At 65.2% G+C, this 21,669-nt stretch carries 18 protein-coding genes; 15 read left to right on the top strand and 3 right to left on the bottom strand.

What is annotated here, in order from left to right; all coding sequences use genetic code 11:
* Positions 1 to 91 precede the first annotated feature (91 nt).
* From SR870_RS02110 to SR870_RS02100, 3 genes are all read right to left on the bottom strand, one after another.
* Complete coding sequence (locus SR870_RS02110) at positions 92 to 2,386, bottom strand: TonB-dependent siderophore receptor (protein WP_322516402.1); 2,295 nt, start codon at positions 2,384 to 2,386, stop codon at positions 92 to 94.
* A gap of 367 nt (positions 2,387 to 2,753) precedes the next feature.
* The gene (locus tag SR870_RS02105) at positions 2,754 to 4,175 is read right to left on the bottom strand and encodes a M20/M25/M40 family metallo-hydrolase (protein WP_322516401.1); all 1,422 of its coding nucleotides are present in this window, start codon (positions 4,173 to 4,175) and stop codon (positions 2,754 to 2,756) included.
* 224 nt (positions 4,176 to 4,399) lie between these two features.
* A complete protein-coding gene (locus SR870_RS02100; protein ID WP_322516400.1) occupies positions 4,400 to 6,010 on the bottom strand; it encodes a helicase HerA-like domain-containing protein in 1,611 nt (536 codons plus the stop codon).
* 323 nt (positions 6,011 to 6,333) lie between these two features.
* On the opposite strand from SR870_RS02100, the gene SR870_RS02095 reads away from it, so the two are divergent.
* The 15 genes from SR870_RS02095 to SR870_RS02025 all read left to right on the top strand — a co-directional run bounded on the left by SR870_RS02095 (position 6,334) and on the right by SR870_RS02025 (position 21,668).
* Positions 6,334 to 6,723: a DUF2267 domain-containing protein gene (locus SR870_RS02095; protein WP_322516399.1), complete on the top strand. Its 390-nt coding sequence runs from the start codon at positions 6,334 to 6,336 to the stop codon at positions 6,721 to 6,723.
* Between the two features lie 19 nt (positions 6,724 to 6,742).
* A complete protein-coding gene (locus tag SR870_RS02090; protein ID WP_322516398.1) occupies positions 6,743 to 7,150 on the top strand; it encodes a DUF4332 domain-containing protein in 408 nt (135 codons plus the stop codon).
* Between the two features lie 212 nt (positions 7,151 to 7,362).
* A complete protein-coding gene (locus SR870_RS02085) occupies positions 7,363 to 9,777 on the top strand; it encodes a hypothetical protein (protein ID WP_322516397.1) in 2,415 nt (804 codons plus the stop codon).
* Positions 9,778 to 10,496: 719 nt separating this feature from the next.
* Positions 10,497 to 11,363, top strand: a complete 867-nt coding sequence (folP, locus tag SR870_RS02080) for a dihydropteroate synthase (RefSeq protein ID WP_322516396.1) — start codon at positions 10,497 to 10,499, stop codon at positions 11,361 to 11,363.
* Positions 11,360 to 11,737, top strand: coding sequence for a dihydroneopterin aldolase (gene folB / locus SR870_RS02075; protein ID WP_322516395.1), 378 nt, complete (start codon positions 11,360 to 11,362; stop codon positions 11,735 to 11,737). The genes folP and folB overlap by 4 nt, the downstream gene beginning before the upstream one ends.
* The gene (gene folK, locus SR870_RS02070) at positions 11,730 to 12,221 is read left to right on the top strand and encodes a 2-amino-4-hydroxy-6-hydroxymethyldihydropteridine diphosphokinase (RefSeq protein ID WP_322516394.1); all 492 of its coding nucleotides are present in this window, start codon (positions 11,730 to 11,732) and stop codon (positions 12,219 to 12,221) included. The genes folB and folK overlap by 8 nt, the downstream gene beginning before the upstream one ends.
* A gap of 146 nt (positions 12,222 to 12,367) precedes the next feature.
* Positions 12,368 to 14,236, top strand: coding sequence for a methylmalonyl-CoA mutase subunit beta (locus SR870_RS02065; RefSeq protein WP_322516393.1), 1,869 nt, complete (start codon positions 12,368 to 12,370; stop codon positions 14,234 to 14,236).
* On the top strand, positions 14,233 to 14,697 hold the full coding sequence (locus SR870_RS02060; RefSeq protein WP_322516392.1) for a GFA family protein: 465 nt from the start codon (positions 14,233 to 14,235) through the stop codon (positions 14,695 to 14,697). Before SR870_RS02065 ends, SR870_RS02060 begins: the two co-directional genes overlap by 4 nt.
* Before the next feature lie 238 nt (positions 14,698 to 14,935).
* Positions 14,936 to 17,095, top strand: coding sequence for a methylmalonyl-CoA mutase (gene scpA / locus SR870_RS02055; RefSeq protein ID WP_322516391.1), 2,160 nt, complete (start codon positions 14,936 to 14,938; stop codon positions 17,093 to 17,095).
* A gap of 35 nt (positions 17,096 to 17,130) precedes the next feature.
* A complete protein-coding gene (locus SR870_RS02050) occupies positions 17,131 to 17,445 on the top strand; it encodes a nucleotidyltransferase family protein (protein ID WP_322516390.1) in 315 nt (104 codons plus the stop codon).
* 67 nt (positions 17,446 to 17,512) lie between these two features.
* Positions 17,513 to 17,791, top strand: coding sequence for a DUF86 domain-containing protein (locus SR870_RS02045; RefSeq protein WP_416221117.1), 279 nt, complete (start codon positions 17,513 to 17,515; stop codon positions 17,789 to 17,791).
* 2 nt (positions 17,792 to 17,793) lie between these two features.
* Complete coding sequence (locus tag SR870_RS02040; RefSeq protein ID WP_322518383.1) at positions 17,794 to 18,579, top strand: DUF3298 and DUF4163 domain-containing protein; 786 nt, start codon at positions 17,794 to 17,796, stop codon at positions 18,577 to 18,579.
* A complete protein-coding gene (gene meaB, locus SR870_RS02035) occupies positions 18,563 to 19,555 on the top strand; it encodes a methylmalonyl Co-A mutase-associated GTPase MeaB (protein ID WP_322516388.1) in 993 nt (330 codons plus the stop codon). Before SR870_RS02040 ends, meaB begins: the two co-directional genes overlap by 17 nt.
* Positions 19,552 to 20,199 carry a pyroglutamyl-peptidase I gene (locus tag SR870_RS02030; RefSeq protein WP_322516387.1) on the top strand — a complete coding sequence of 216 codons (648 nt, stop codon included), beginning with the start codon at positions 19,552 to 19,554 and terminating at the stop codon, positions 20,197 to 20,199. The genes meaB and SR870_RS02030 overlap by 4 nt, the downstream gene beginning before the upstream one ends.
* Before the next feature lie 113 nt (positions 20,200 to 20,312).
* Positions 20,313 to 21,668 (top strand): TIGR03808 family TAT-translocated repetitive protein, encoded by a 1,356-nt coding sequence (locus SR870_RS02025; RefSeq protein ID WP_322516386.1) that lies wholly within the window; start codon positions 20,313 to 20,315, stop codon positions 21,666 to 21,668.
* Position 21,669 lies beyond the last annotated feature (1 nt).

Genomic DNA, 21,669 nt, shown 5'->3' with positions numbered 1-21,669 from the left:
TTGTCCCGGCCATCCACGTCTTTCTTGCGGCTTCCGCTGCAGACGTGGATGCCCGGCACAAGGCCGGGCATGACGAATTGATAGCGAGCGATCAAAAATCGAACGCCGCGGAGAGCAAGTAGGTGCGCGGCGCGCCGACGGTCACGTAGGTGCCGGTGGTGAGCCAGTAGTTCTCGCCGGTGACGTTCTCGATATTGGCGCGGAACGTGACGGGCTTGCCGGTGAGCGCGGTCGTGGTGTAGCGCGCGCCGATATCGAGCCGGGTCCACTCCGGGAATTTCACCGTGTTCGCGGTGGTGAGATAGGAGCCCGAGGTGTAGATCACCCGGCCATTGAGCGCGAGACCCCGCACCCACGGCGTATCCCAGTCGAGACCGGCCGAGAACGTCTTGTCCGGCACGCCGGCGGCGTCGTTGCCGCGTTGCGTCGGATCGCTCGGATTGGTCAGTTCGGGCTTGATGAAGGTCGCGCTGACCATACCGCGCAGGCTCGGCAGGATCAGGCCGTAGGCGTTCAGCTCGACGCCGCGGTTGCGCTGCTCGCCGTCATAGGCCAGCGAGCCCAGTGTGCCGCCCGCCGTCCGGATCTGGCTCGGTCGCGCAATCTGGAACACCGCCGCGGTGGTGGTGATCAGGCCCCAATCGACCTTGACGCCGGCTTCCTGCTGCTTCGACTTGTAGGGCGCGAGCACGTCCCCGACATTGTCGTAGCCGGCGCCGACGATGGTGCCGCGGGTCAGGCCTTCGGCGTAGTTCGCGTACAGCGACACGTTGTGCCACGGCTTGACGACGATGCCGGCCAGCGGCGTCGTCGCGCTGGCGTCGTAGCCATTGGTGAACGCGCCGGTGATCGTGCTGAAGCTGTCCACCTTCACGTTCTGCCGGCGGACGCCGAGCGTGAGCAGCACCGACTCGTTCAGGACCGACATCGTGTCGGCGATCGCTACGCTGGTCAGCGTCGATTCGGACGCAAGCCGCGGGTCTGTCCGTGGCAGCGTGATGCTCGGCAGCGGCGACGGATTGTAGATGTTCGACGCCGCCCTGTTGCCTTGAATGTAGGCGTTGCCGGCCTCCTGATAGAAGCCGGTATAGGCGACGTTCACCTTGTGGTTGATGAAGCCGGTGTCGAACTGCGACCGGAATCCGGCATTGCCGCTGACGGTCTTGGTGTAGGAGTCGTAGTAGTTGTTCTGCACCGTGAAGTTGCCGAGCGCATTGACGGCGACGGCCGACGACGGGAAGGTCTGATCGTTGGTGCCATCGCGATAGCCGATGCCCGCATAGGCGGTGAGCCAGTCGGTCAGGTCGTATTCGGCCGCGGTGGCGATGGTGTTGTCCCTCTGCCGCAACTTCGTGCCGGGGTACCAATTGCTGCGCGCATCCGGCGCCGCCGGAATCGACGTCAGGGTCGACAGCAGGCTGATCTGCGGCCTGAAATTGTCGGTGTCGTCGTTCTGCGAGATCGCATCCAGCGTCCAGCGGAAGCGCTCGCCGCGATAGTCGATCGCCAGCGCGCCGAGGCCGCTGCGGAAATTGCCGTCGTCGATCGAGGCTTCGCCGTTGCGGCCGACGCCGTTGAAGCGGACGCCCCATTCCTTGTTGGCGCCGAAGCGCCGGCTGGTCTCCAGATGCAGGCCGTAGCTGGCCGCGCTCATGAAGAACGGCGTCAGCCGCGAGAAATCAGTCTCGGTGGCGCGCTTGGTGACGATGTTGATGGCGCCGCCGACGGTGCCGCCGGGCGCGATGCCGTTGATCAGTGCGCCGGGGCCCTTGAGCAGTTCGATCCGCTCGATGATCTGCGCCGGAATACGCTGCGACGACGACAGCCCGTACAGGCCGTTGAGGCCGACGTCGGTGGCATTCACGGGGAAGCCGCGAATGACGAAGGTGTCATCGAAACCGTTGCTGCCTGTGCTGGTCCGCACCGACGCATCGTTGATCAGCGTGTCGGCCGCGGTGCGCGCCTGCTGGTTCTCGATCAGCTCCGAGGTGTAGTTCACGGTCGAGAACGGCGTGTTCATCACGCTGGTCGCGCCGAGCAGGCCGAGCGTGCCGCCCTGCGCCACCTGCCCGCCCGCATAGGCCGGCGCCGGCGCGCCGATCGTGCGCGTCGATCCCATCGTCGGCGGCGCCACCGGGGCCGGCGGCCGCTCGGCGGTCTGCCGCGGCGTCACCCGCGCGGTGCGCGGCGCTGTTGCGCGCGGCGGCGCGACGCGGGTCGTGCGTGCGCGCTGTTGCGGCGCATCGACCGACACCGGCGGCAGCACGCGCGGTTCCGCGCTCTGCGCGCGGCCTTCCGAGATCCCCGCACCAGTCAGGCACAACGACAGGACGCTCGTCGCCACGCCGACGCACCAACGATTCTTGTTGTTCTTGAAGTAACTCACCTGACGCCCCCAGTTCACGTAGTCGAGCCGTGACTAGGGGAATGAGGATGGCGAGACAACCGATGCGATTTAGAATGACTTTACACTTGCGCGCTGTTCAGGCCGACGTTCGGCGCGGCCCGCAAGCTTAGAACGAATCCAGTCGCGATGCCGGCGATCCGCGGTCGCCACTCCGGCGACACGTAGCATGCACAATTTGTTAGGAAACATATGATCGGGCGACGCCTCGTCGCCGCCCGCGCACGCCGCGGCGCGCGCGGGAACTCGCCGCGCTGGACTTAGAAGATTTCCAGCATTGCGCGCTCGCCGACACGCGGCGGGCGGTAACTCGCGTAAAGCGAGGTGACGTTGTGTCGCGGGAGGGGTTTTACTTCGGCGCCTCGGCGAGCGCGCCGAGTATCCGCACCCATGAGCGGATGCCCTTCTGGAAGCTGTTGAGGTCGTACTTCTCGTTGGGCGAATGGATGTTGTCGTCGTCGAGTCCGAAGCCGACCAGCAGCGTGTCGACGCCGAGCGTGCGCTTGAAATCCGCCACGATGGGAATCGAGGCGCCGGAGCCGATCAGCAGCGCCTCCTTGCCCCATTCCTCGGTCAGCGCCTGCTTGGCTGCCGCGAGCGGCTTCATCGTCCAGGGCAGCGCGATCGCCGGCGCGTTGGAGTGATCGAGGAACTCGGCGCTGCAATCGCCCGGCAGCCGCGCGGTGACATAGGCGCGGAACGCGTCGCGGATCTTCGCCGGGTCCTGCCCTTCGACGATCCGGAACGAGACCTTCGCCGAGGCCTCCGCCGCGATCACCGTCTTGGAGCCCTCGCCGGTGTAGCCGCCGACGATGCCGTTGATGTCGCAGGTCGGCCGCGACGAAATCTGTTCGATCAAGAGGCGATCGTCCTCGCCGGCCGGCAGCGACAGCCCGATCGGCTTCAGGAAGGTCTCGGCCGTGAGCCCCAGCCCCTTCCACTGATCGAGGATCTCCGGCGGCAGATCCTTCACGCCGTCGTAGAAGCCCGGAATGGTGATGCGGCCGTGGTCGTCGTGCAGCCCGCCGAGGATCCGCGTCAGCACCCGGATCGGATTCTGCGCGCCGCCGCCATAGATGCCGGAATGCAGGTCGCGATTGGCGGCCTTGATCTTCACTTCCTCATAGACCAGGCCGCGCAGCGCGGTGGTGATCGCCGGCGTGGTCGGGTCCCACATCCCGGTGTCGCAGACCAGCGCGAAGTCGGCGGCGAGATCGGTCTTGTTCGCTTCGAGGAACGCCACGAAATTCTTCGAGCCGACTTCCTCTTCACCCTCGATCAGGATGGTGAGGTCGATCGGCAGTTCGCCGGTGGCGCTCTTCCAGGCGCGGCAGGCCTCGACGAAGGTCGAGAGCTGGCCCTTGTCGTCCTGCGCGCCGCGCGCGACGATGATCTTGCGGCCGTCGGCGTGGTCGGCGACCACCGGCTCGAACGGCGGCCGGTGCCACAGCGACAACGGATCGACCGGCTGCACGTCGTAATGGCCGTAGAACAGCGCGTGCGGCCGCGCGCCGGTGTTGCCATTGGGCTTATCTTGAACGGCTTTGGCGACGATCGCCGGATGCCCCGCGGTCTCGCGCACTTCGGCGTCGAAGCCGAGCGAGGCGATGTCGGCGCACAGATGCGCCGCCGCCGCCCGGCAGTCCGCCGCGTAGGCCGGATCGGCCGAGATCGACTTGATCCGCAGCAGCGCGAACAGCCGCGCCAGCGCGGCGTCGAAATCGGCATCGGCGCGATCGAGCGCGGCGGAGACGGGCGAAGGGACGGACATGGTGGCGTTTCCTTGCGTGTCTCGCGCGACAGGCGAGCGACATCGGGCACGTGGTATCAACTCGTCATGGCCGGGCTCGTCCCGGCCATCCACGTCCTGTCTCGCGTCCTTCGCCGCAAGACGTGGATGCCCGGGACGAGCCCGGGCATGACGGATCATAGGGCAATTGCCCGGCTTATGAAGCCGTCTGACTGCAGCACACGCCTGCAGTCAAGCAGGTGGCCTCACCGCCGCAGCATACCGCCGAGCGTGCCGCGGACGATCGAGCGGCCGACCGAGCTGCCGAGCGAGCCGCCGACCTTCTTGCCGAGCTGGGCGGCGATGCCGCCGACCACGGTGGTGGCGACGGTGCGGGCGACGTTGCGCGCCACCACCTGCCCGGTGGTGAGCTTGCCGCGCGGCGTGTTGGTGCCGAACACGGTGGAGACCAGGCTGCCGAGCTGGCCGAACAATCCGCCTTCCGCCGGCGCGGCGTCGGTGCCGGCCGCCGTGCCGTTCAACCTGTCGCGCAGCTTCTCGTAAGCAGACTCGGAATCGATCGCGGTGTCGTAGCGGCCCTTCATCGGGCTCGCCTTGATGATCGCGGCGCGTTCCTCCGGCGTGATCGTGCCGATCCGCGCCGATGGCGGGCGGATCATCACCCGCTCGACCATCGCCGGCGTGCCGTTGCCTTCGAGGAACGACACCAGCGCCTCGCCCTTGCCGAGCTCGGTGATCGCCTTGGTGGTGTCGAGCTTCGGATTGGGCCGGAACGTCTCCGCCGCCGCCGCCACCGCCTTCTGGTCGCGCGGCGTGAAGGCGCGCAGCGCGTGCTGCACGCGATTGCCGAGCTGCGCCAGCACGCGATCCGGCACGTCGATCGGATTCTGCGTCACGAAGTACACGCCGACGCCTTTAGAGCGGATCAATCGCACGACCTGTTCAATTTTATCCATCAGCGGCTTCGGCGCGTCGTTAAATAAGAGATGCGCCTCGTCGAAGAAGAACACCAGCTTCGGCTTGTCGGGATCGCCGAGTTCGGGCAGTTCCTCGAACAATTCGGACAGCATCCACAGCAGGAAGGTCGCGTACAGCCGCGGATTGCTCATGAGCTTGTCGGCGGTCAGGATGTTGACCACGCCGCGGCCCTGGCTGTCGGTGCGTATGAAGTCCTTCAATTGCAGCGCGGGTTCGCCGAAGAAACTTTCGCCGCCCTGGTTCTCCAGCACCAGCAATTGCCGCTGGATGGTGCCGACGGTCTGCTTGGTGACGTTGCCGAGCGACGCCGCGGCCTGGCGGATGTCGGCATTGACGTCGCCGTTTTCCGCGACCTTGGCGGCGATCGGCGCGATCGCGTCGAGCATCGCGCGCAGATCCTTCATGTCGACCAGCGGCAGGCCCATGTCGTCGGCGACGCGGAACGCGACGTTGAGCACGCCCTCCTGCACGTCGTTGAGATCGAGCATCCGCGACAGCAACAGCGGCCCCATCTCCGACACGGTGGCGCGGACCGGATGACCCTGCTCGCCGAACACGTCCCAGAACACCGTGCTGAACTGGTCGGGCTGGAACGCGAGACCCATCGCCTTGGCGCGCTTCAGGATAAAGTCCTTGGCCTCGCCCACTTCGGCGATGCCGGAGAGATCGCCCTTGATGTCGGCGGCGAACACCGGCACGCCGGCGCGCGCAAAACCCTCGGCCATCACCTGCAGCGTCACCGTCTTGCCGGTGCCGGTGGCGCCGGTGACGAGGCCGTGGCGGTTGCCGAGGCCGAGCGTCAGCCACGCCGGCTGCTCGCCTTTGCCGATGAAAATCCTGCCGTCGGTATCGTCGTTACCGGTTTCGCTCGCCGTCATCGTGCCGTTTCCCCGCGCGCAGAACAAGAGAGCCTTCGGCGGCTCGTTGCGCTGCATATCCTGCATATCGATGCGGACTGTTCAACGATCATTCGGCGCCCGGCCGCGTCCGCAGCAATCTCGCGTCACCGCGGCGCAAAATCCGCCGTCTTAATCTCTTGGTAGAGCCGGCCGGGCAACAAGCTCTTGCAATGATGCAACACTCGCGAATCGAATCCCGCGGAACAGCGGCTTCTCCCGCGGGCGTTGCTTGTGTTTCGGAACGTGGAAGATCAGGATGACAGACAAGTACAATCCGGCGGACAACCGGCGGCGGGGGCGTAATGGACGAGTTGATTGAACGGCTGGCCGACAAGGCCGGCCTCGAGAAAGCTGTTGCCGGAAAGAGCGTCGGCATCATCCTCGGTTTTCTCCGCAGCGAGGGTCCGCAAGAACCCGTCCAGGCTTTGATCGACACCATCCCCGGCGCCGAAGCCGCGATCGAATCCGCAAACGAATCGCGCGGCGGCCTCGGCCGGCTGATGGGCTCGGGCGCGAGTCTGATGGGCGGCGGCGTGATGGCGATGGGCGCGCGGCTGATGGGCCTCGGCCTCGGCATCGCCGACATCAAGAAGCTCGCGCACGAGCTGTTTCACATCGGCCGCGAGAAGATCGGCCCCGATCGGATGCAGGCGATCATCGCCGAGACCCCGGGCCTTCGCCAATTCACCTGACGCTTCAGTTTCGAGTCCAATGACATACCCCATCGCACAGATCGACGGCATCACCGTCGCCGCAGCCGGCAAGCTGAAAGCCGCCGGCATCCGCACCACCGAAGCGCTGCTCGAAGCCGCCCGCACCATGCGCGGCCGCAAGGCGCTGGCCGCGAAAACAGGAATCACCGAACAGCAATTGCTGGAATGGGCCAACATCGCCGACTGCATGCGCATCCCCGGCATGGGCAAGGCCAAAGCCGAACTCTTGCGCGCCGCCGGCGTCTCGACCTTACGCGAATTCACCCACCGCAACCCCGCGCGGCTGGCGCAGAACATGAAAGAAGCCAACCTCAAGCGTAAACTGGTCCGCGCCCTGCCGTCGGAGAAAGAGGTCGGGCAGCTGATTGAAGAGGCACGGAAGTTGCCGCTGAAGATTAGTTATTGAGGGGAAAGCATCCGGCGGCTCGATACGTGCACCACTTCGTACCCGACGATCGCTGACCAGAGATTTCTATTGTCCGCCTTGGTGCAGATCGCTATCTGTCCGCCGACGTAGCCACGGTGCGCTCACGCGCGTGGCGCGCCCATCCGGTGCTATCTCGCCTTCTTTTGTGCACCGCGATCTATTGTTTAACGGAACTATTTAAATGGCGTAGCATGAGCGAAAACGCTGAAGACAAAACACTTGAGGCAGATGCGCCCCTCATGCGGTTTGCTGTATCGGAACAGCAGAGCCCTGATCCAACTACTTTAGCGTTCATTACGATTTCCAGGAGCGGCGTCGGGGCCTATTCGCTCACCATTCAGGCCCAAACGGAACACGCCACCAACAGGCTCGTACCACTCCTCCAATCATTTCGTTTTCAGAGAACACCAGAAATCGCGCCTGATGATCCGCCCAACGGGCAGGAACTGATCGATATGCTGGCAACGCACGGTCTTCGCACTGAAGAAATTCCGCTCAGCGATGCGCAAATCAGGATTGAATTCGATATGCGATCGGGGCTCGTGGTCGGCACACATAAGGCCATGCACGCCTTTGCCGATCCCAAGGAAGGGATCAGCCAAGCGGTCTTCGATGCCGTAACATCCTCAATCACGAAAGCCTGCGACGATCTTGCCGATCGCATCACAGCGGCGCTCGATAACGGCGATATCGATGCAGCCTCGCGTGCCCTCGAGGCCGGAATGCATGCGGTAGCTCTCGCAGGAACGCCGCGCTTGCTGGCGGCCCTGGAGTGCATGGACGCTTCCGGTCTGCCCAAAGACGAGCAAAGGCGCCTTCTCGATTGCCGCCTAACCGTCAGCCAACGGCTCAAGCGGTACGACATTGCCGCGAAAGATGCAGAATGGATTCTGCGCGAGGAACGGGCCTCCCTTACGGAGGAGCAACAGTCGATACTAAACACCGTCATCGCGCTTGGATCGATTCATCGCGGGAACCGTGAGACAGGGATAGCGCAGCTTCGGCACGTTCTGGCCGATCCATCGCGACTCTCCGCCGAACAACGTGGATGGGTTTGGCGCAATCTGTCGATCGCTCTAGAGCAGGACAGCCCCGAAGCCATGAAGGCGGCGCGGCTTTCGTCCGATGCTTTTTTAGAAGCGGGCCAGAAGGCGGAAGCGGGCCGCAGCACAAAAGGCCTTGTCGATGCTCTGATGCATCAGAACCCAGAGGACGCGATTGCCTCCCTTACGAGAAGCATTGAGCTTCTGGACAAGGACGGTGTCAGCAACCGTGCAATTTATGCAGCCGCGCTTCAAGTGCGAGCGAAACGTCTCATCATGCTGGAGCGTTTTTTGGAAGCCTACGAGGATGCCAAAGCAGGCGTCGATGCCCTTCGTGGCCTCATGGGCGTCGAAGAGCAATTTGTCAGTTCGCTCCATCTCTTAGCGCTGGCCGCTCGCCACGCAGGCAAGGAGGATCAGGCCGAACGCTTTGAGGCCGAGGCCACATTGGTAACGGACAAGCACGGCCTGTCGCATTTTCAACTGGCCGCTCGCCTGGGCGAATTGCATGACCATTTCGATGAGGCGAAAGCCGTTGCGCTGATCGAAGACGCCAAGGCGACTGGCAACATCGACGTTGTTGCATCTGTTCGTCTCTTTCAGGCGCACGAGACGCCGGGTCTCGATCCGCCCCAGCGCATGGCGCTTCTCGAAGATGTGCTCCGCGAGTTTCACGGCGAAGCATGTCCTGAGATAGTCAACCTGATCAAGGCTTCGATCGGCATTCAACTACGAAACATGCAAGTCTATGACCGCGCCGCGACTTGGTTTCAGGAGGTGGTGGATGCCGAGCCGCTGAATGCCAGAGTACGCAACGACCTCATCGATTGCTTGTGGAAGTCGGAGCAGTGGCCCAAGGCGGCGGCGGTTCTTCGCAGGGCGATGGACCTACGCGGTGAGTTTCCGGGTCTCCTATATGCTTATGCAAAGTCGCTATTGGAATCCGGCAATATCGATGACGCGCTAACGGCGGCCCAGCGCGCAATCAAGCTTGTGGAGAATGAGCAAGCCGACCTTCGCAAAGCAGCGACAGAGTTGCGCGATAGTGCAATCGAGATGGGCGGCAAGATGGAGAGACTCGCTCCGAAGCCACAAATGGCCGAGGTGACATGCGAGGAGTTTGAGAGCGCTCTACTTGAATTCAGCCGGTTCATCGCTGGCAGAAAGCGCATGACGTTCTGGAAGAAAGGCGAATGGACGCCGAGTCCAGAACGACATGCGCAGAACCTGCTGCACACCTACATTCAGGCAAAATTCGGCGACCGCGCCGACATCTTCGAGGAGTTGGATACGGGCGCCGGCCGCCTTGATCTCTACATCAAGCTCAAGGGCGGCCTGTCGGCTGTGCTTGAACTGAAAATGTGCGGCGGACGCTACTCAAGTAACTACGCCGCAGCAGGAGAAACCCAGATCCAACACTATATGAAAAACCGGGAAACCAATATCGGCTATTTGATAATGTTCGATGCCCGCGCGACAATGTACGCGAAGCCGCTCCTGTCGCTGGCACCGCGGCATACAATTGTTGAAGTTTTTGTTGATGTCCGCCCCAATGTGTCGTGATCGTGCTTCCGGCAGCGTCGCTCAATTCAACGACGCGGCTTGTCCTCATACCGAGGGGCATTATGATGTCACGCCCCAAAAAGCCGCCTTGGGAGTACCTCATGCCGCTAAGCAATGCTGAGATCGATGCTTTGCTGTCTGTGCTCTGGCATACTCACGCAATCCGTTCTTATTACGAGGATCGCGCACTATTCGACGACGAACGAATGTGGAAAAGGAACGGAGGAGTATTTCCGAGCTTTTCTCGATATCACTCTGAGAGATGGAGAGTGATGATGGGACCGGATGATCCAACTGTTCGAGGCCGGAGGATTTCCAGTGCATCAATGTCTCGGGCACGCGCCGATTTTGAACGAAGCTATCGAGAGCCGGTCACGTTCGCGCTGGAGTTGGCCGAAAGAATTATTGCAGTGGTAGCCAAGGCAATTGATAGGAGCGGCCCCTCACAGGATGGCCAGCACGAAGACGAGATAGGAGCGAAAGCATGGGAGAAGCTTGCATCGGACCCTGTCGTTAGAGAAAGACTTATGAAGATAGCGAGGGATTGGTGCAACGTGGACGCCTCTTCATTTCGACCGTAGGCTTGGCCGCAAATTGGGGCAACATTGCCGTGCCAAGTTCTTGCTTAGCGACATTCTCAACCATGCGAAGCGGCCGGCCGACACATCTCTCCCCCACCCCGCTTGACTCCCCGCCGCTTCCCGCGCAAAGCGCTGGCCATGAGCGTAGCGCCGCAAACCCCAGCGCCTCCCACCGCGACCGGCGCCGCCGCGTTGCGCGAACTGCTCGCGCGCCCCGTGCCTGTGGTGATGGGCATCCTCAACGTCACGCCGGATTCCTTCTCCGACGGCGGCGACTTCGCCAGCCCGGAGCGCGCCCGCGCGCATGCCGCGGCGATGATCGACCAGGGCGCCGACATCATCGACATCGGCGCCGAGAGCACCCGGCCCTACGGGTCGACGCCGGTCTCGGCCGACGAGGAGCGGCGGCGGCTGGCGCCGGTGCTGGCGGCGGTCGCAGCGCTCGGCGCGCCGGTGTCGATCGACAGCATGAAGGCCGAGGTGGTGGCCTGGGCGCTCGACCATGGCGCCGCGATCGCCAACGACGTCTGGGGCCTGCAGCGCGATCCGGCGATGGCGGAGGTCGTCGCCGCGCGCGGCGCGCCGGTGATCGTGATGCACAATCGCGACGCCGCTGATCCCGCGATCGACATCGTCGCTGATATCAACGCGTTCTTCGCGCGCTCGCTGGCGATCGCCGCCCGCGCCGGCATCGCCGAGCACAACATCGTGCTCGATCCCGGCATCGGCTTCGGCAAGACGCCGCAGCAGAGCATGATCACGCTGGCGCGGCTGTCCGCGTTCGCGCATTTCGGCCTGCCCGTGCTGGTCGGCGCCTCGCGCAAACGTTTCATCAGCACGGTGTCGCCGTCGGAACCGAAGCAGCGGCTCGGCGGTTCGATCGCCGCGCATCTCATCGCGATTGAGAACGGCGCGCGCATCATCCGCGCCCACGACGTCGCCGACACCGCGCAGGCGCTCAAAGTCGCGCACGCGATCAGGACCAGCAGCGAGGACAGACGATGACCGACACCATCTTCATCACCGGCCTGGTGCTGCACGCGCGGCACGGCGTGATGGATCACGAGACCGAAGTCGGCCAGCGCTTCGTGATCGATCTCGAACTCGCCGCCGACCTCACCGAGTCCTCGCGCACCGATCGCCTGTCCGACACCGTGTCCTATTCCAACGTGGTGGCCTGCGCCACCGCCGCCTTCAAGGACGCCAACTACAAACTACTCGAACGCGCCGCCGGCGCGGTCGCCGACGCGATCCTGTCGGCGTTCGACAAGATCGGTTCGGTGAAGATCACCGTGCACAAGCCGCACGCGCCGATCGCGGCGATCTTCGACGACGTCGGCGTGATCATCACCCGCGCGCGGCAGCCCTCGCATGGCTGAGGCGCTGATCGCGCTCGGCGGCAATGTCGGCGACGTCCGCGCGACGTTCGACAAGGCCATCGCCAATATCTGCGGCATGACGCAGGGCGAACTCATCGCGCGCTCGTCGGACTACGCGACGCCGCCCTGGGGCGACGAGCAGCAGGAGCGCTTCGTCAATGCCTGCGTGGCGATCGACACCGCGCTCGATCCGCACGCGTTGTTATTTACGCTGCACAAGATCGAGAAGCGCTTCGGCCGCGACCGCGCCAACGAGCGACGCTGGGGTCCGCGCACGCTCGACCTCGATCTGCTGAGTTACGACGATGCGGTGATCAATCAGTCCGGCCTGACGCTGCCGCATCCGCGATTGTTCGAGCGCGCCTTCGTGCTGTTGCCGCTGGTCGAGATCCGGCCGGACGGATTAGTCGGCGGCCGATCGCTGAAAGACGCCCTCGCCGGCCTCTCCACCGCCGGGATCGAGCGGCTGCCGGACCGCGTCTGAGCGGTTTTGCGCTGCCGCAGGTTTGCCACCGGTTTGCCGCAAGCGTTGTCTCGTTCCTTTGGCCCGAAACAACCGTTTGGCAGGACGGTCCGCACGTGGCATTTTCCGGCCAAATCAAATGTCGTACCGGGAGCCCGATTTCAAAAATGTCGTCCACAACCAAGGACTTGCCGCTCGCCGCCGAATTCGCTCCGGCCGGCTATGACGACTGGCGCAAGCTCGCCCTCGGCGTGCTGAAGGGCGCGCCGTTCGAAAAACTGCTCGGCAAGACCCCGGACGGCCTCCCGATCGAACCGATTTATCCACGTGCGATCAATGCCTTACCGGTCGCCGGCCGGCCCCTCGGGGCGCCCTGGCAGATCGTCCAGCGGGTCGACCATCCCGACGCCACCGAAGCCAACAAGCAGGCGCTGCACGATCTCGAAAACGGCGCCACCGGCCTCGCGCTCGTCTTCGCCGGCAGCGTCGGCGGGCGCGGCTTCGGCCTGCCGCCGACCCAGGAGGCGATCGAAAAAGCCCTGCAGGACGTGCATTTGGACGCCGGTATCGGCATCGAACTGCAGTTCGCCCCGGAATCCTGCGACGTCGTTCGCCACCTCGCCGCGCTGATCAAGAGCCGCGGCACCGACCCCGCCGCCTGCGACATCCGCTTCGGCATCGACCCGATCGGCGCCCGCGCCGTCCGCGGATCGAGCCCCTCCGACTGGAGCGAGATCGCGCGCGGCGTCGCCGAAGTTGCGAAAAACCTCTGTGCCGCAGGCTTCAAAGGCCCGTTCGTCGTCGCCGACGGCCGCGTCGTGCACGACGCCGGCGGCTCCGAAGCGCAGGAACTCGCCTACGTCCTCGCCTCCGCCATCACGTATCTGCGCGCGCTGGAAGCCGCCGACATCCCGCTCGATCAGGCGCGCAGCATGATCTACACGCGGCTGAGCGCCGACGCCGACCAGTTCCTGACGCTGGCGAAATTCCGCGCGCTGCGGCTGTTGTGGGCGCGCATCGAACAGAGCTGCGGCCTCGCGCCGAAGCCTTTGTTCGTCGCCGCCGAGACCGCCTGGCGGATGCTGACGCAGCGCGATCCGTCGGTGAACATGCTGCGCGCCACGGTCGCGACCTTCTCGGCCGCGCTCGGCGGCGCCAATGCGCTCGCGGTGCTGCCGCACACGCTGGCGATCGGCCTGCCCGATGCGCTGGCGCGCCGCATCGCCCGCAACACCCAACTGGTGCTGCTCGAAGAATCGAACCTCGAAAAAGTCGCCGACCCCGCCGCAGGATCGGGCGGCATCGAGGCGCTGACCCGCGAACTGTGCGACGCCGCCTGGACGCAGTTTCAGGCGATCGAACAGGCCGGCGGCGTGTTCGCCGCGCTCGCCGCCAACACGATCCAGCCCAAGGTCGCCACGACCCGCGCCGCGCGCGACAAGGCCATCGCCAAGCGCCGCGACGTGCTGACCGGCGCCAGCGAATTCCCGAACCTGCACGAGGCGCGCGCCGCCGTGCTCGACGCCGCGCCGATCGCGGCCCCGGCTTACGAAGCCAAAATCAGCTTCGAGCCGCTCGCACCGATCCGGATCGCGACGCCGTTCGAGACCCTGCGCGACAAGTCCGACGCCGTGCTGGCGCGCAAGGCGGCGCGGCCGAAGGTGTTCCTCGCCAACCTCGGCAGCGCGGCGGATTTCACCGCGCGCGCGACGTTTGCCAAGAGCTTCTTCGAAACCGGCGGCATCGAGGCGATCGACACCGAAGGCTTCACCGATGCCGCGGCGCTGGCGTCGGCGTTCAAGGCCTCGGGCGCGGCGTTCGCCTGCCTGTGCTCGTCGGACAAAGCCTATGCGGCTCATGCCGCCGCGGCCGCACAGGCGCTGCGCGAGGCCGGCGGCGCGCGGATCTATCTCGCCGGCCGGCCGGGCGAGCTGGAAGTGAGCCTGCGCGAGTCCGGCGTGCAGGAGTTCATCTTCGCCGGCAGCGACGCGCTGGCGCTGCTGAACGAAGCCTGGCAACGCATCGAGGCGGCATGACCACGACCGGCAAAGCGGTGCTCACCGGCGGCTGCCAGTGCGGCGCGATCCGCTATGCGCTGTCGGCGCCGCCGCTACGCACGGCTTTGTGCCACTGTCGGATGTGCCAGAAGGCAACCGGCGGTCCGTTCGCCTCGATGGCCGAGATCGCCAAGGACAGCTTTGCCTGGACGCGTGGCAAGCCCGCGTCGTTCCGCTCCTCCTCGGTCGCCGAGCGCGACTTCTGCAAGGACTGCGGCACGCCGCTGGGCTATCGGCTGCTCGCGTGCGACAGCATCGAGATCATGACCGGAACCTTCGACCGGCCCGATCGGGTGGTGCCGACCATGCAATACGGCGCCGAAGCCCGGCTCGGCTGGACCGGCACCATCGCGAACATGCCGAGCAAGACCACGTTGCAGAACTACGGATCCGACAGGCTGGCACAGGTGTTCAGCTATCAGCAGCCGGATCACGACTGAGGCCGACAAATGACGCGTATGGCCGGCCGTGCTATAGAAGACACGTCAGCGGCCGGTCGAATTGAATAGATTGCGATCTACCCGAGGTCATCATGATAGGCGTGCTCTGGGAGCTGATCACATGGTGGTTTTGGGACAAGTGGACTGCAAGTCTGTCGAAGGATCATCGAGACGATCCCACCTACAAGAAGAATGTTCGGGACTTGATCGAACGACATCGAGAATTTGAGAAGACAAAATGAGCAAGATTCCGAACTTCACCGAGATCGCGTATCAGACCGCCGCCGCGCCGACGCCTGCCGGCGAGGCCTCGCCGTGGCTGACGCCCGAAGGCATCCTGGTCAAGCCGGGCTACACCGAGGCCGATCTCGACGGCATCGATTTCCTCGATACTTATCCCGGCATCGCGCCGTTCCTGCGCGGCCCCTACCCGACCATGTACGTCAACCAGCCCTGGACGATCCGGCAATATGCCGGCTTCTCGACGGCGGAAGATTCCAACGCGTTCTATCGCCGCAACCTCGCCGCGGGGCAAAAGGGCCTGTCGGTGGCGTTCGACCTCGCCACCCATCGCGGCTACGACTCTGATCATCCGCGCGTCGCCGGCGACGTCGGCATGGCGGGCGTGGCGATCGATAGTATCTATGACATGCGCACGCTGTTCGCCGGCATCCCGCTCGACCAGATGAGCGTGTCGATGACCATGAACGGCGCGGTGCTGCCGATCCTGGCTTTGTTCGTCGCCGCGGCGGAAGAACAGGGCGTGCCGCCGGAGAAGCTGTCGGGCACCATTCAGAACGACATTCTGAAAGAATTCATGGTGCGCAACACCTACATCTATCCGCCGACGCCGTCGATGCGGGTGATCTCCGACATCTTCGCCTACACCTCGCAGAAGATGCCGAAGTACAACTCGATCTCGATCTCCGGCTATCACATGCAGGAAGCCGGCGCGACGCAGGATCTCGAGCTCGCCTATACGCTGGCCGACGGCGTCGAATATCTGCGCGCTGGCATCGCCGCAGGCCTCGATGTCGATCGCTTCGCGCCGCGGCTGTCGTTCTTCTGGGCGATCGGCATGAATTTCTTCATGGAAGTCGCCAAGATGCGCGCGGCGCGGCTGCTGTGGGCCAAGCTGCTGACGCAGTTCAATCCGAAGGACCCGAAGTCGCTGTCGCTGCGCACGCATTGCCAGACTTCCGGCTGGTCGCTGACCGCGCAGGACGTCTACAACAACGTGATGCGCACCACGATCGAGGCGATGGCGGCGACGCAGGGCCACACGCAGTCGCTGCATACCAACGCGCTCGACGAAGCGCTGGCGCTGCCGACCGACTTCTCGGCGCGGATCGCGCGCAACACGCAATTGTTCCTGCAGCAGGAGAGCGGCACCAATCGGATCATCGATCCGTGGGGCGGCTCGTATTACGTCGAGCGGCTGACGCACGATCTCGCCGTCAAGGCCTGGGGCCATATCCAGGAAGTCGAGGCGCTCGGCGGCATGGCCAAGGCGATCGAAGCCGGCGTGCCGAAGCTGCGCATCGAGGAGGCTTCGGCCAAGACTCAGGCGCGGATCGACACCGGCCGCCAGTCAGTGATCGGCGTCAACAAGTACAAGCCGACCGACGAAGCACCGATCGACGTGCTCAAGGTCGAGAATTCGACGGTGCGGCGGCTGCAGATCGACAAGCTGAAGCGGCTGCGCAGCGATCGCAGTCAAGCCGATGTCGACGCAGCACTCGCGGCGCTGACCCGCTCGGCTTCGGACGGCAACGGCAATCTGTTGGCGCTGGCGATCGACGCGGCGCGGGCCAAGGCCACCGTCGGCGAGATCTCCGACGCGCTGGAGAAGGTCTACGGCCGGCATCGCGCCGAGATCCGGTCGATCACCGGCGTCTACAAGCGGGAGGTCGCGAGCATGGCGAACCGGATGGAGAAGGTGCAGGCGCTGATCGATGCGTTCGAGGACGCCGAAGGGCGCCGGCCGCGCATCCTGGTCGCCAAGATCGGCCAGGACGGCCACGACCGCGGCCAGAAGGTGATCGCCTCGGCGTTCGCCGACATCGGCTTCGACGTCGACATCGGGCCGCTGTTCGCCACCGCCGAGGAAGCCGCGCGGCAGGCGGTCGAAAACGACGTCCACATTCTCGGCGTGTCGTCGCTCGCCGCAGCCCACCTCACCGCGGTGCCGGAACTGAAGGCGGCGTTGAAGAAGCAGGGCCGCGAGGACATCATGATCATCATCGGCGGCGTGGTGCCGCCGCAGGACTACGACGCGCTGATCAAATCCGGCGCCGAGGCGATCTTCCCGCCCGGCACCGTGATCGCCGACGCCGCCGAAGAACTGATCCACAAGCTCAACGCAAGGCTCGGTCACGCGAGCCAGGCGGCGGAGTAGCTGCGGCGCGGGCCGCGATGTGCTAGGATGGCGGCATGACCACCGTCGTCGACATGCCACTGGACACGATCCTCGCGAAGCTGCGCGAGCACTCCGATGCGCTGAGGCGCGAAGGCGTCGCGAAGTTGTTCGTGTTCGGCTCGCGCGCCCGCGGCGACGCCCGGCCGGACAGCGACCTCGACGTGCTGGTGGAGGTGTCGCCAGATGCTCGCCTCTCGCTGCTTGATTTGATTGGCGTCGGGCACATCATCGAAGACGCCACCGGACTCAAGGTGCAGGCCACGATGCGGCGATCTATCCCGCCAGCTTTCGCTGAGCGAATCGGCGATAATCTCGTCGAGGTCTTTTGACGTGCCTCCAAGCCTCGGAGATAGACTAACTCACATCGCGACAGCGATTCAGAACATCCGGGACGCGTTGTCCGACCGCAACTTCTCCGATCTGCAGTCCAATCCTGTGTTGCTTGCAGCGGTAGAGCGATTCCTCGAAAGGATCAGCGAAGCATCGCGGCACATTCCCGAGGACTTCAAACGCGGCGAACCGACCATCAACTGGCGGCGTCTTGCCGATCTCGGCAATTGGCTTCGCCACGGCTATCACGCAACCGACGCTGGCTTGTTGTGGGAGATGGTCCAGCGCGACCTCGAGCCGCTGCAGCAGTTCATTACACGCGTCAGCAAGGAAATCGACCGTTGAACATGATCAACCTTTGGCGACATGCACTGGCTTGTCTGTTGGCCCTGCTCCTCCTCTCCCCCGCTTTCGCCGAGCCCGCGAAGCTCAAACCCGACTTCGCGGTCAAGACCAAGGCAATCGACGGCAAGGTGCTGCTCGACGCCGGGATCAAGGCCGATCCGAAGCTCGCGGAGAACTGCCTCGCCGAAGGCCAGAAATGGATCGGCGAGCAGCGTGCGGAAGCCGAACCGGAATTCAAGAGCGACCCGGAACTGTTCCGCAACGGGCCGTGGACCTACGAGCGCAGCTACACGGTGGATTCGCTGGTGACGGACCGTTATGTCAGCGTGCTGCGCACGGACTACAGCTACACCGGCGGCGCGCATCCCAATTCGGACATCAACACCATCCTGTGGGACAAGCAGCAGGGCAAGCGCATCAGCATCCGGCCGTTCTTCACCGATCTCGCCGACGACGGTCCGGCGATGCAGGCGATGGTCAAAGGCGTCCTTGCCTCGCTGAAGGCCGAGAAGAAAGCGCGCGGCACCGAGGACGATGGCGAAGACTACGTCAAGAGCATCGCGCCGAAGCTGCTGAAGATCGGCCCGGTGACACTCGCCCGTTCGACCGAAGCCGGCAAGAGCGCTGGCTTGATGTTCCACTACGCGCCCTACGCAGTCGGCGCCTATGCAGAAGGCAGCTACGACGCCTTCGTGCCGTGGCAGAGCCTGAAGCCGTATCTGTCGGCGGAGGGCACAGCGATCTTCGGCGGCGATCGGCCGAAAGGCGACGATGACCGCGCCAAGTAAGAAGCCGATCGACCTGCCGTCGTTGGCGACCGACGTCCGCGCCGGCAATCGCGCGGCGCTGGCGCGCGCGATCACGCTGGTCGAAAGCCGCCGCGCCGATCATCAGGCGTCCGCCCGCGCCCTGGTGCAGGAGCTGCTGCCGCAGACCGGCCGCGCGATCCGGGTCGGCATCACCGGCTCGCCCGGCGTCGGCAAGTCGACCACGATCGACGAACTCGGCATGTATCTGATCGCGCAGGGCCACAAGGTCGCGGTGCTCGCCGTCGATCCATCGTCGGCGCGCACCGGCGGTTCGATCCTCGGCGACAAGACGCGGATGGCGCGGCTCTCGGCCGAGCCCAACGCCTTCATCCGCCCCTCGCCATCCTCCGGCACGCTCGGCGGCGTCGCGGCGAAGACACGCGAGGCAATGCTGCTGTGCGAGGCCGCGGGTTTCGACGTGGTGCTGGTCGAGACCGTCGGCATCGGCCAGTCCGAGACCGCCGTCTGCGACATGACCGACTTCTTCCTGGCGCTGATGCTGCCCGGTGCCGGCGACGAGTTGCAGGGCATCAAGAAGGGTCTGGTCGAACTCGCCGACATGATCGCGATCAATAAGGCCGACGGCGACAACATCGCCCGCGCCAATCTCGCCGCCGGCGAGTATCGCGCCGCGCTGCACATCCTCACCCCGCGCTCCGTGCATTGGCAGCCGCCGGTGGTGACCTATTCGGCGATCACCGGCACCGGCATCGCCGAGCTGTGGCAGAGCGTGCTGGACCATCGCACGGCCACGACTGCGCCCGGCGAATTCGATGCGCGACGGCGCGAGCAGCAGGTGAAGTGGATGTGGACGATGCTCGAGGATCGCTGGAAGGCCCGGCTCAAGAGCGATCCCACGATCCGCGCCAAGGTGAAGTCCACCGAAGCCGCCGTCGCCGAAGGCCGCGTCACCCCGGCGATCGGCGCCGACCAGATCGCGGAGTTGCTGGCGTGAGCAAGCTGCGCATCCTGATCACCGGCTTCGGCCCGTTTCCCGGCGCGCCATACAATCCGACGCCGGCGCTGGTCGAGCGCCTCGTCAGATTGCGCCGCCCCGCCTTCGACGGCATCGAGCGCATCGGTCACGTGTTTCCGGTGAGTTATCGCGCGGTGGATCGCGAGTTGCCGGAGCTCATCGCGACGTACCGCCCCGACGCGCTGCTGATGTTCGGGCTCGCTGCGCGCAGCCGGCATCTGCGGATCGAGAGCCGCGCCCGCAATGCGGTCACCACGCTGTGGCCCGATGCCGATCGGATCAAGCTGCGTACCGCCTCGATCGCGCCCGGCGCAGACGCGCGGTCGTTCGGGCCGCATTGCGAAAGGCTTCTCCACGCCGCGCGCGCAACCGGGATCGACGCACGGGCGTCGCGCGACGCCGGCCGCTATCTCTGCAACTATCTCGGCTGGCGCGCGATCGAGGCCACGACGGCGCCGCATGGGCCCCGCCTCGCCGCTTTCGTCCACGTGCCGCTGACGGCGCGCGACGGGCGCGCCTGGCCCGGCAGCGCGATCACCGCCGAGCATCTGGTCGATGCCGGCGAGGCGATGCTGTTCGAATTGGTGAGAGTGGCGCGGCAGACCGAGCCGCGTTCGGCCTGATCCGGGTTAACCCTACCGCCAAACATCGTCGCCCTTCGACATCACCGCGGGCGCTGCTGCGGCGAATTCTGCGTTACTTCAAACAGCGAATTCGCTCAGCGAGGGATGCGCCCATGACTCTCGACCGGCGTCGTTTGATCGGACTCACAGCCGGCGCGCTGGCGCTGTCGGCGGTGCCACTCGCCGCGCAGCCGCTCACCTCGAAACGGGGCCGCGACGCGACGCAATCCGGAGTCCGCCCAGACAGTTCCGACGATCAGACAGAGGCGCTGCAGCGCGCGATCGATAGCGCCGCCCGCGCCCGCGTGCCGCTGGCGCTGCCGCCGGGCAATTATCGCACCGGGCCACTTCGGTTGCCGTCCGGCGCGCAGCTGAGCGGCGTGCGCGGCGCGACGCGACTGATCTTCACCGGCGGCCCCTCGCTGTTCGACAGCGCCGGCGCCGAGACGCCGACGCTCAGCGGACTCGTGCTGGACGGCGGCGCGATCCCGCTGCCGGCGCGGCGCGGCCTGGTGCATTGCGTCGGCGCCCGCGACCTGCGCATCACCGATTGCGAGATCACGGCCAGCGGCGGCTGCGGCATCTGGCTGGAAACCACCTCCGGAATGATCAGGGACAACACGCTGACCGCAATCGCGGTCACCGGCGTGGTGTCGTTCGACGCCAAGGGCCTGAACGTCTCGCGCAACACCATCATCGGCGCAAATTCCAACGGCGTCGAGATCCTGCGCACGTCGATCGGCGACGACGGCACGCTGGTCACCGGCAACCGGATCGAGAACATCACGGCCGGCCCCGGCGGCTCGGGACAATACGGCAACGCCATCAACGCGTTCCGCGCCGGCAACGTCATCGTCAGCGGCAACCGGATCAGGAACTGCGATTACTCCGCGGTGCGCGGCAATTCGGCGTCGAACATCCACATCACCGACAACAGCGTCAGCGATGTCCGCGAGGTCGCGCTGTATTCGGAGTTCGCATTCGAGGGCGCGATCATCTCCGGCAACACCGTCGATGGCGCCGCGCTCGGCGTCTCGGTGTGCAATTTCAACGAAGGCGGACGGCTCTCGGTCGTGCAGGGCAACATCATCCGCAATCTCAAGCCGAAACGGCCGATCGGCACCGCGCCGGACGACGATGCCGGCATCGGCATCTATGTCGAAGCCGACACCGCGGTGACCGGCAATGTGATCGAGAACGCGCCGGCGTTCGGCATCGTCGCCGGCTGGGGTCGCTATCTGCGCGACGTCGCCATCACCGGCAATGTCGTGCGCAAGGCCTTCATCGGCATCGGCGTGTCGGTGATGGACGGCGCCGGCACCGCCGCGATCAACGGCAACGTCATCGCCGAAGCGCCGCGCGGTGCGGTGGTCGGGCTCGACCACGCCCGCCCGGTGACGCCGGATCTCACCGCGCCGGGCGCGGCCAAATTCGCGCAGATCGCGCTCGGCAGCAACTCAGTGCGGTGAA

Source organism: Rhodopseudomonas palustris, assembly GCF_034479375.1.
In the GTDB taxonomy this organism is placed as follows: Bacteria; Pseudomonadota; Alphaproteobacteria; order Rhizobiales; family Xanthobacteraceae; genus Rhodopseudomonas; species Rhodopseudomonas palustris_M.
The sequence above is the reverse complement of the archived record's forward strand: the minus strand, read 5'-3'. Positions and strand labels throughout refer to the sequence as shown.

What these genes read in the sequence shown, in the direction of transcription:
- SR870_RS02090 (WP_322516398.1), top strand. Translation starts at nt 6,743, where the DNA reads ATGACATACCCCATCGCACAGATCGACGGCATCACCGTCGCCGCAGCC.
- SR870_RS02060 (WP_322516392.1), top strand. Translation starts at nt 14,233, where the DNA reads ATGACCACGACCGGCAAAGCGGTGCTCACCGGCGGCTGCCAGTGCGGC.
- SR870_RS02085 (WP_322516397.1), top strand. Translation starts at nt 7,363, where the DNA reads ATGAGCGAAAACGCTGAAGACAAAACACTTGAGGCAGATGCGCCCCTC.
- scpA (WP_322516391.1), top strand. Translation starts at nt 14,936, where the DNA reads ATGAGCAAGATTCCGAACTTCACCGAGATCGCGTATCAGACCGCCGCC.
- SR870_RS02025 (WP_322516386.1), top strand. Translation starts at nt 20,313, where the DNA reads ATGACTCTCGACCGGCGTCGTTTGATCGGACTCACAGCCGGCGCGCTG.
- folB (WP_322516395.1), top strand. Translation starts at nt 11,360, where the DNA reads ATGACCGACACCATCTTCATCACCGGCCTGGTGCTGCACGCGCGGCAC.
- meaB (WP_322516388.1), top strand. Translation starts at nt 18,563, where the DNA reads ATGACCGCGCCAAGTAAGAAGCCGATCGACCTGCCGTCGTTGGCGACC.
- SR870_RS02050 (WP_322516390.1), top strand. Translation starts at nt 17,131, where the DNA reads ATGACCACCGTCGTCGACATGCCACTGGACACGATCCTCGCGAAGCTG.
- SR870_RS02105 (WP_322516401.1), bottom strand. Translation starts at nt 4,175, where the DNA reads ATGTCCGTCCCTTCGCCCGTCTCCGCCGCGCTCGATCGCGCCGATGCC.
- SR870_RS02095 (WP_322516399.1), top strand. Translation starts at nt 6,334, where the DNA reads ATGGACGAGTTGATTGAACGGCTGGCCGACAAGGCCGGCCTCGAGAAA.
- folK (WP_322516394.1), top strand. Translation starts at nt 11,730, where the DNA reads ATGGCTGAGGCGCTGATCGCGCTCGGCGGCAATGTCGGCGACGTCCGC.
- SR870_RS02100 (WP_322516400.1), bottom strand. Translation starts at nt 6,010, where the DNA reads ATGACGGCGAGCGAAACCGGTAACGACGATACCGACGGCAGGATTTTC.
- folP (WP_322516396.1), top strand. Translation starts at nt 10,497, where the DNA reads ATGAGCGTAGCGCCGCAAACCCCAGCGCCTCCCACCGCGACCGGCGCC.
- SR870_RS02040 (WP_322518383.1), top strand. Translation starts at nt 17,794, where the DNA reads ATGATCAACCTTTGGCGACATGCACTGGCTTGTCTGTTGGCCCTGCTC.
- SR870_RS02065 (WP_322516393.1), top strand. Translation starts at nt 12,368, where the DNA reads ATGTCGTCCACAACCAAGGACTTGCCGCTCGCCGCCGAATTCGCTCCG.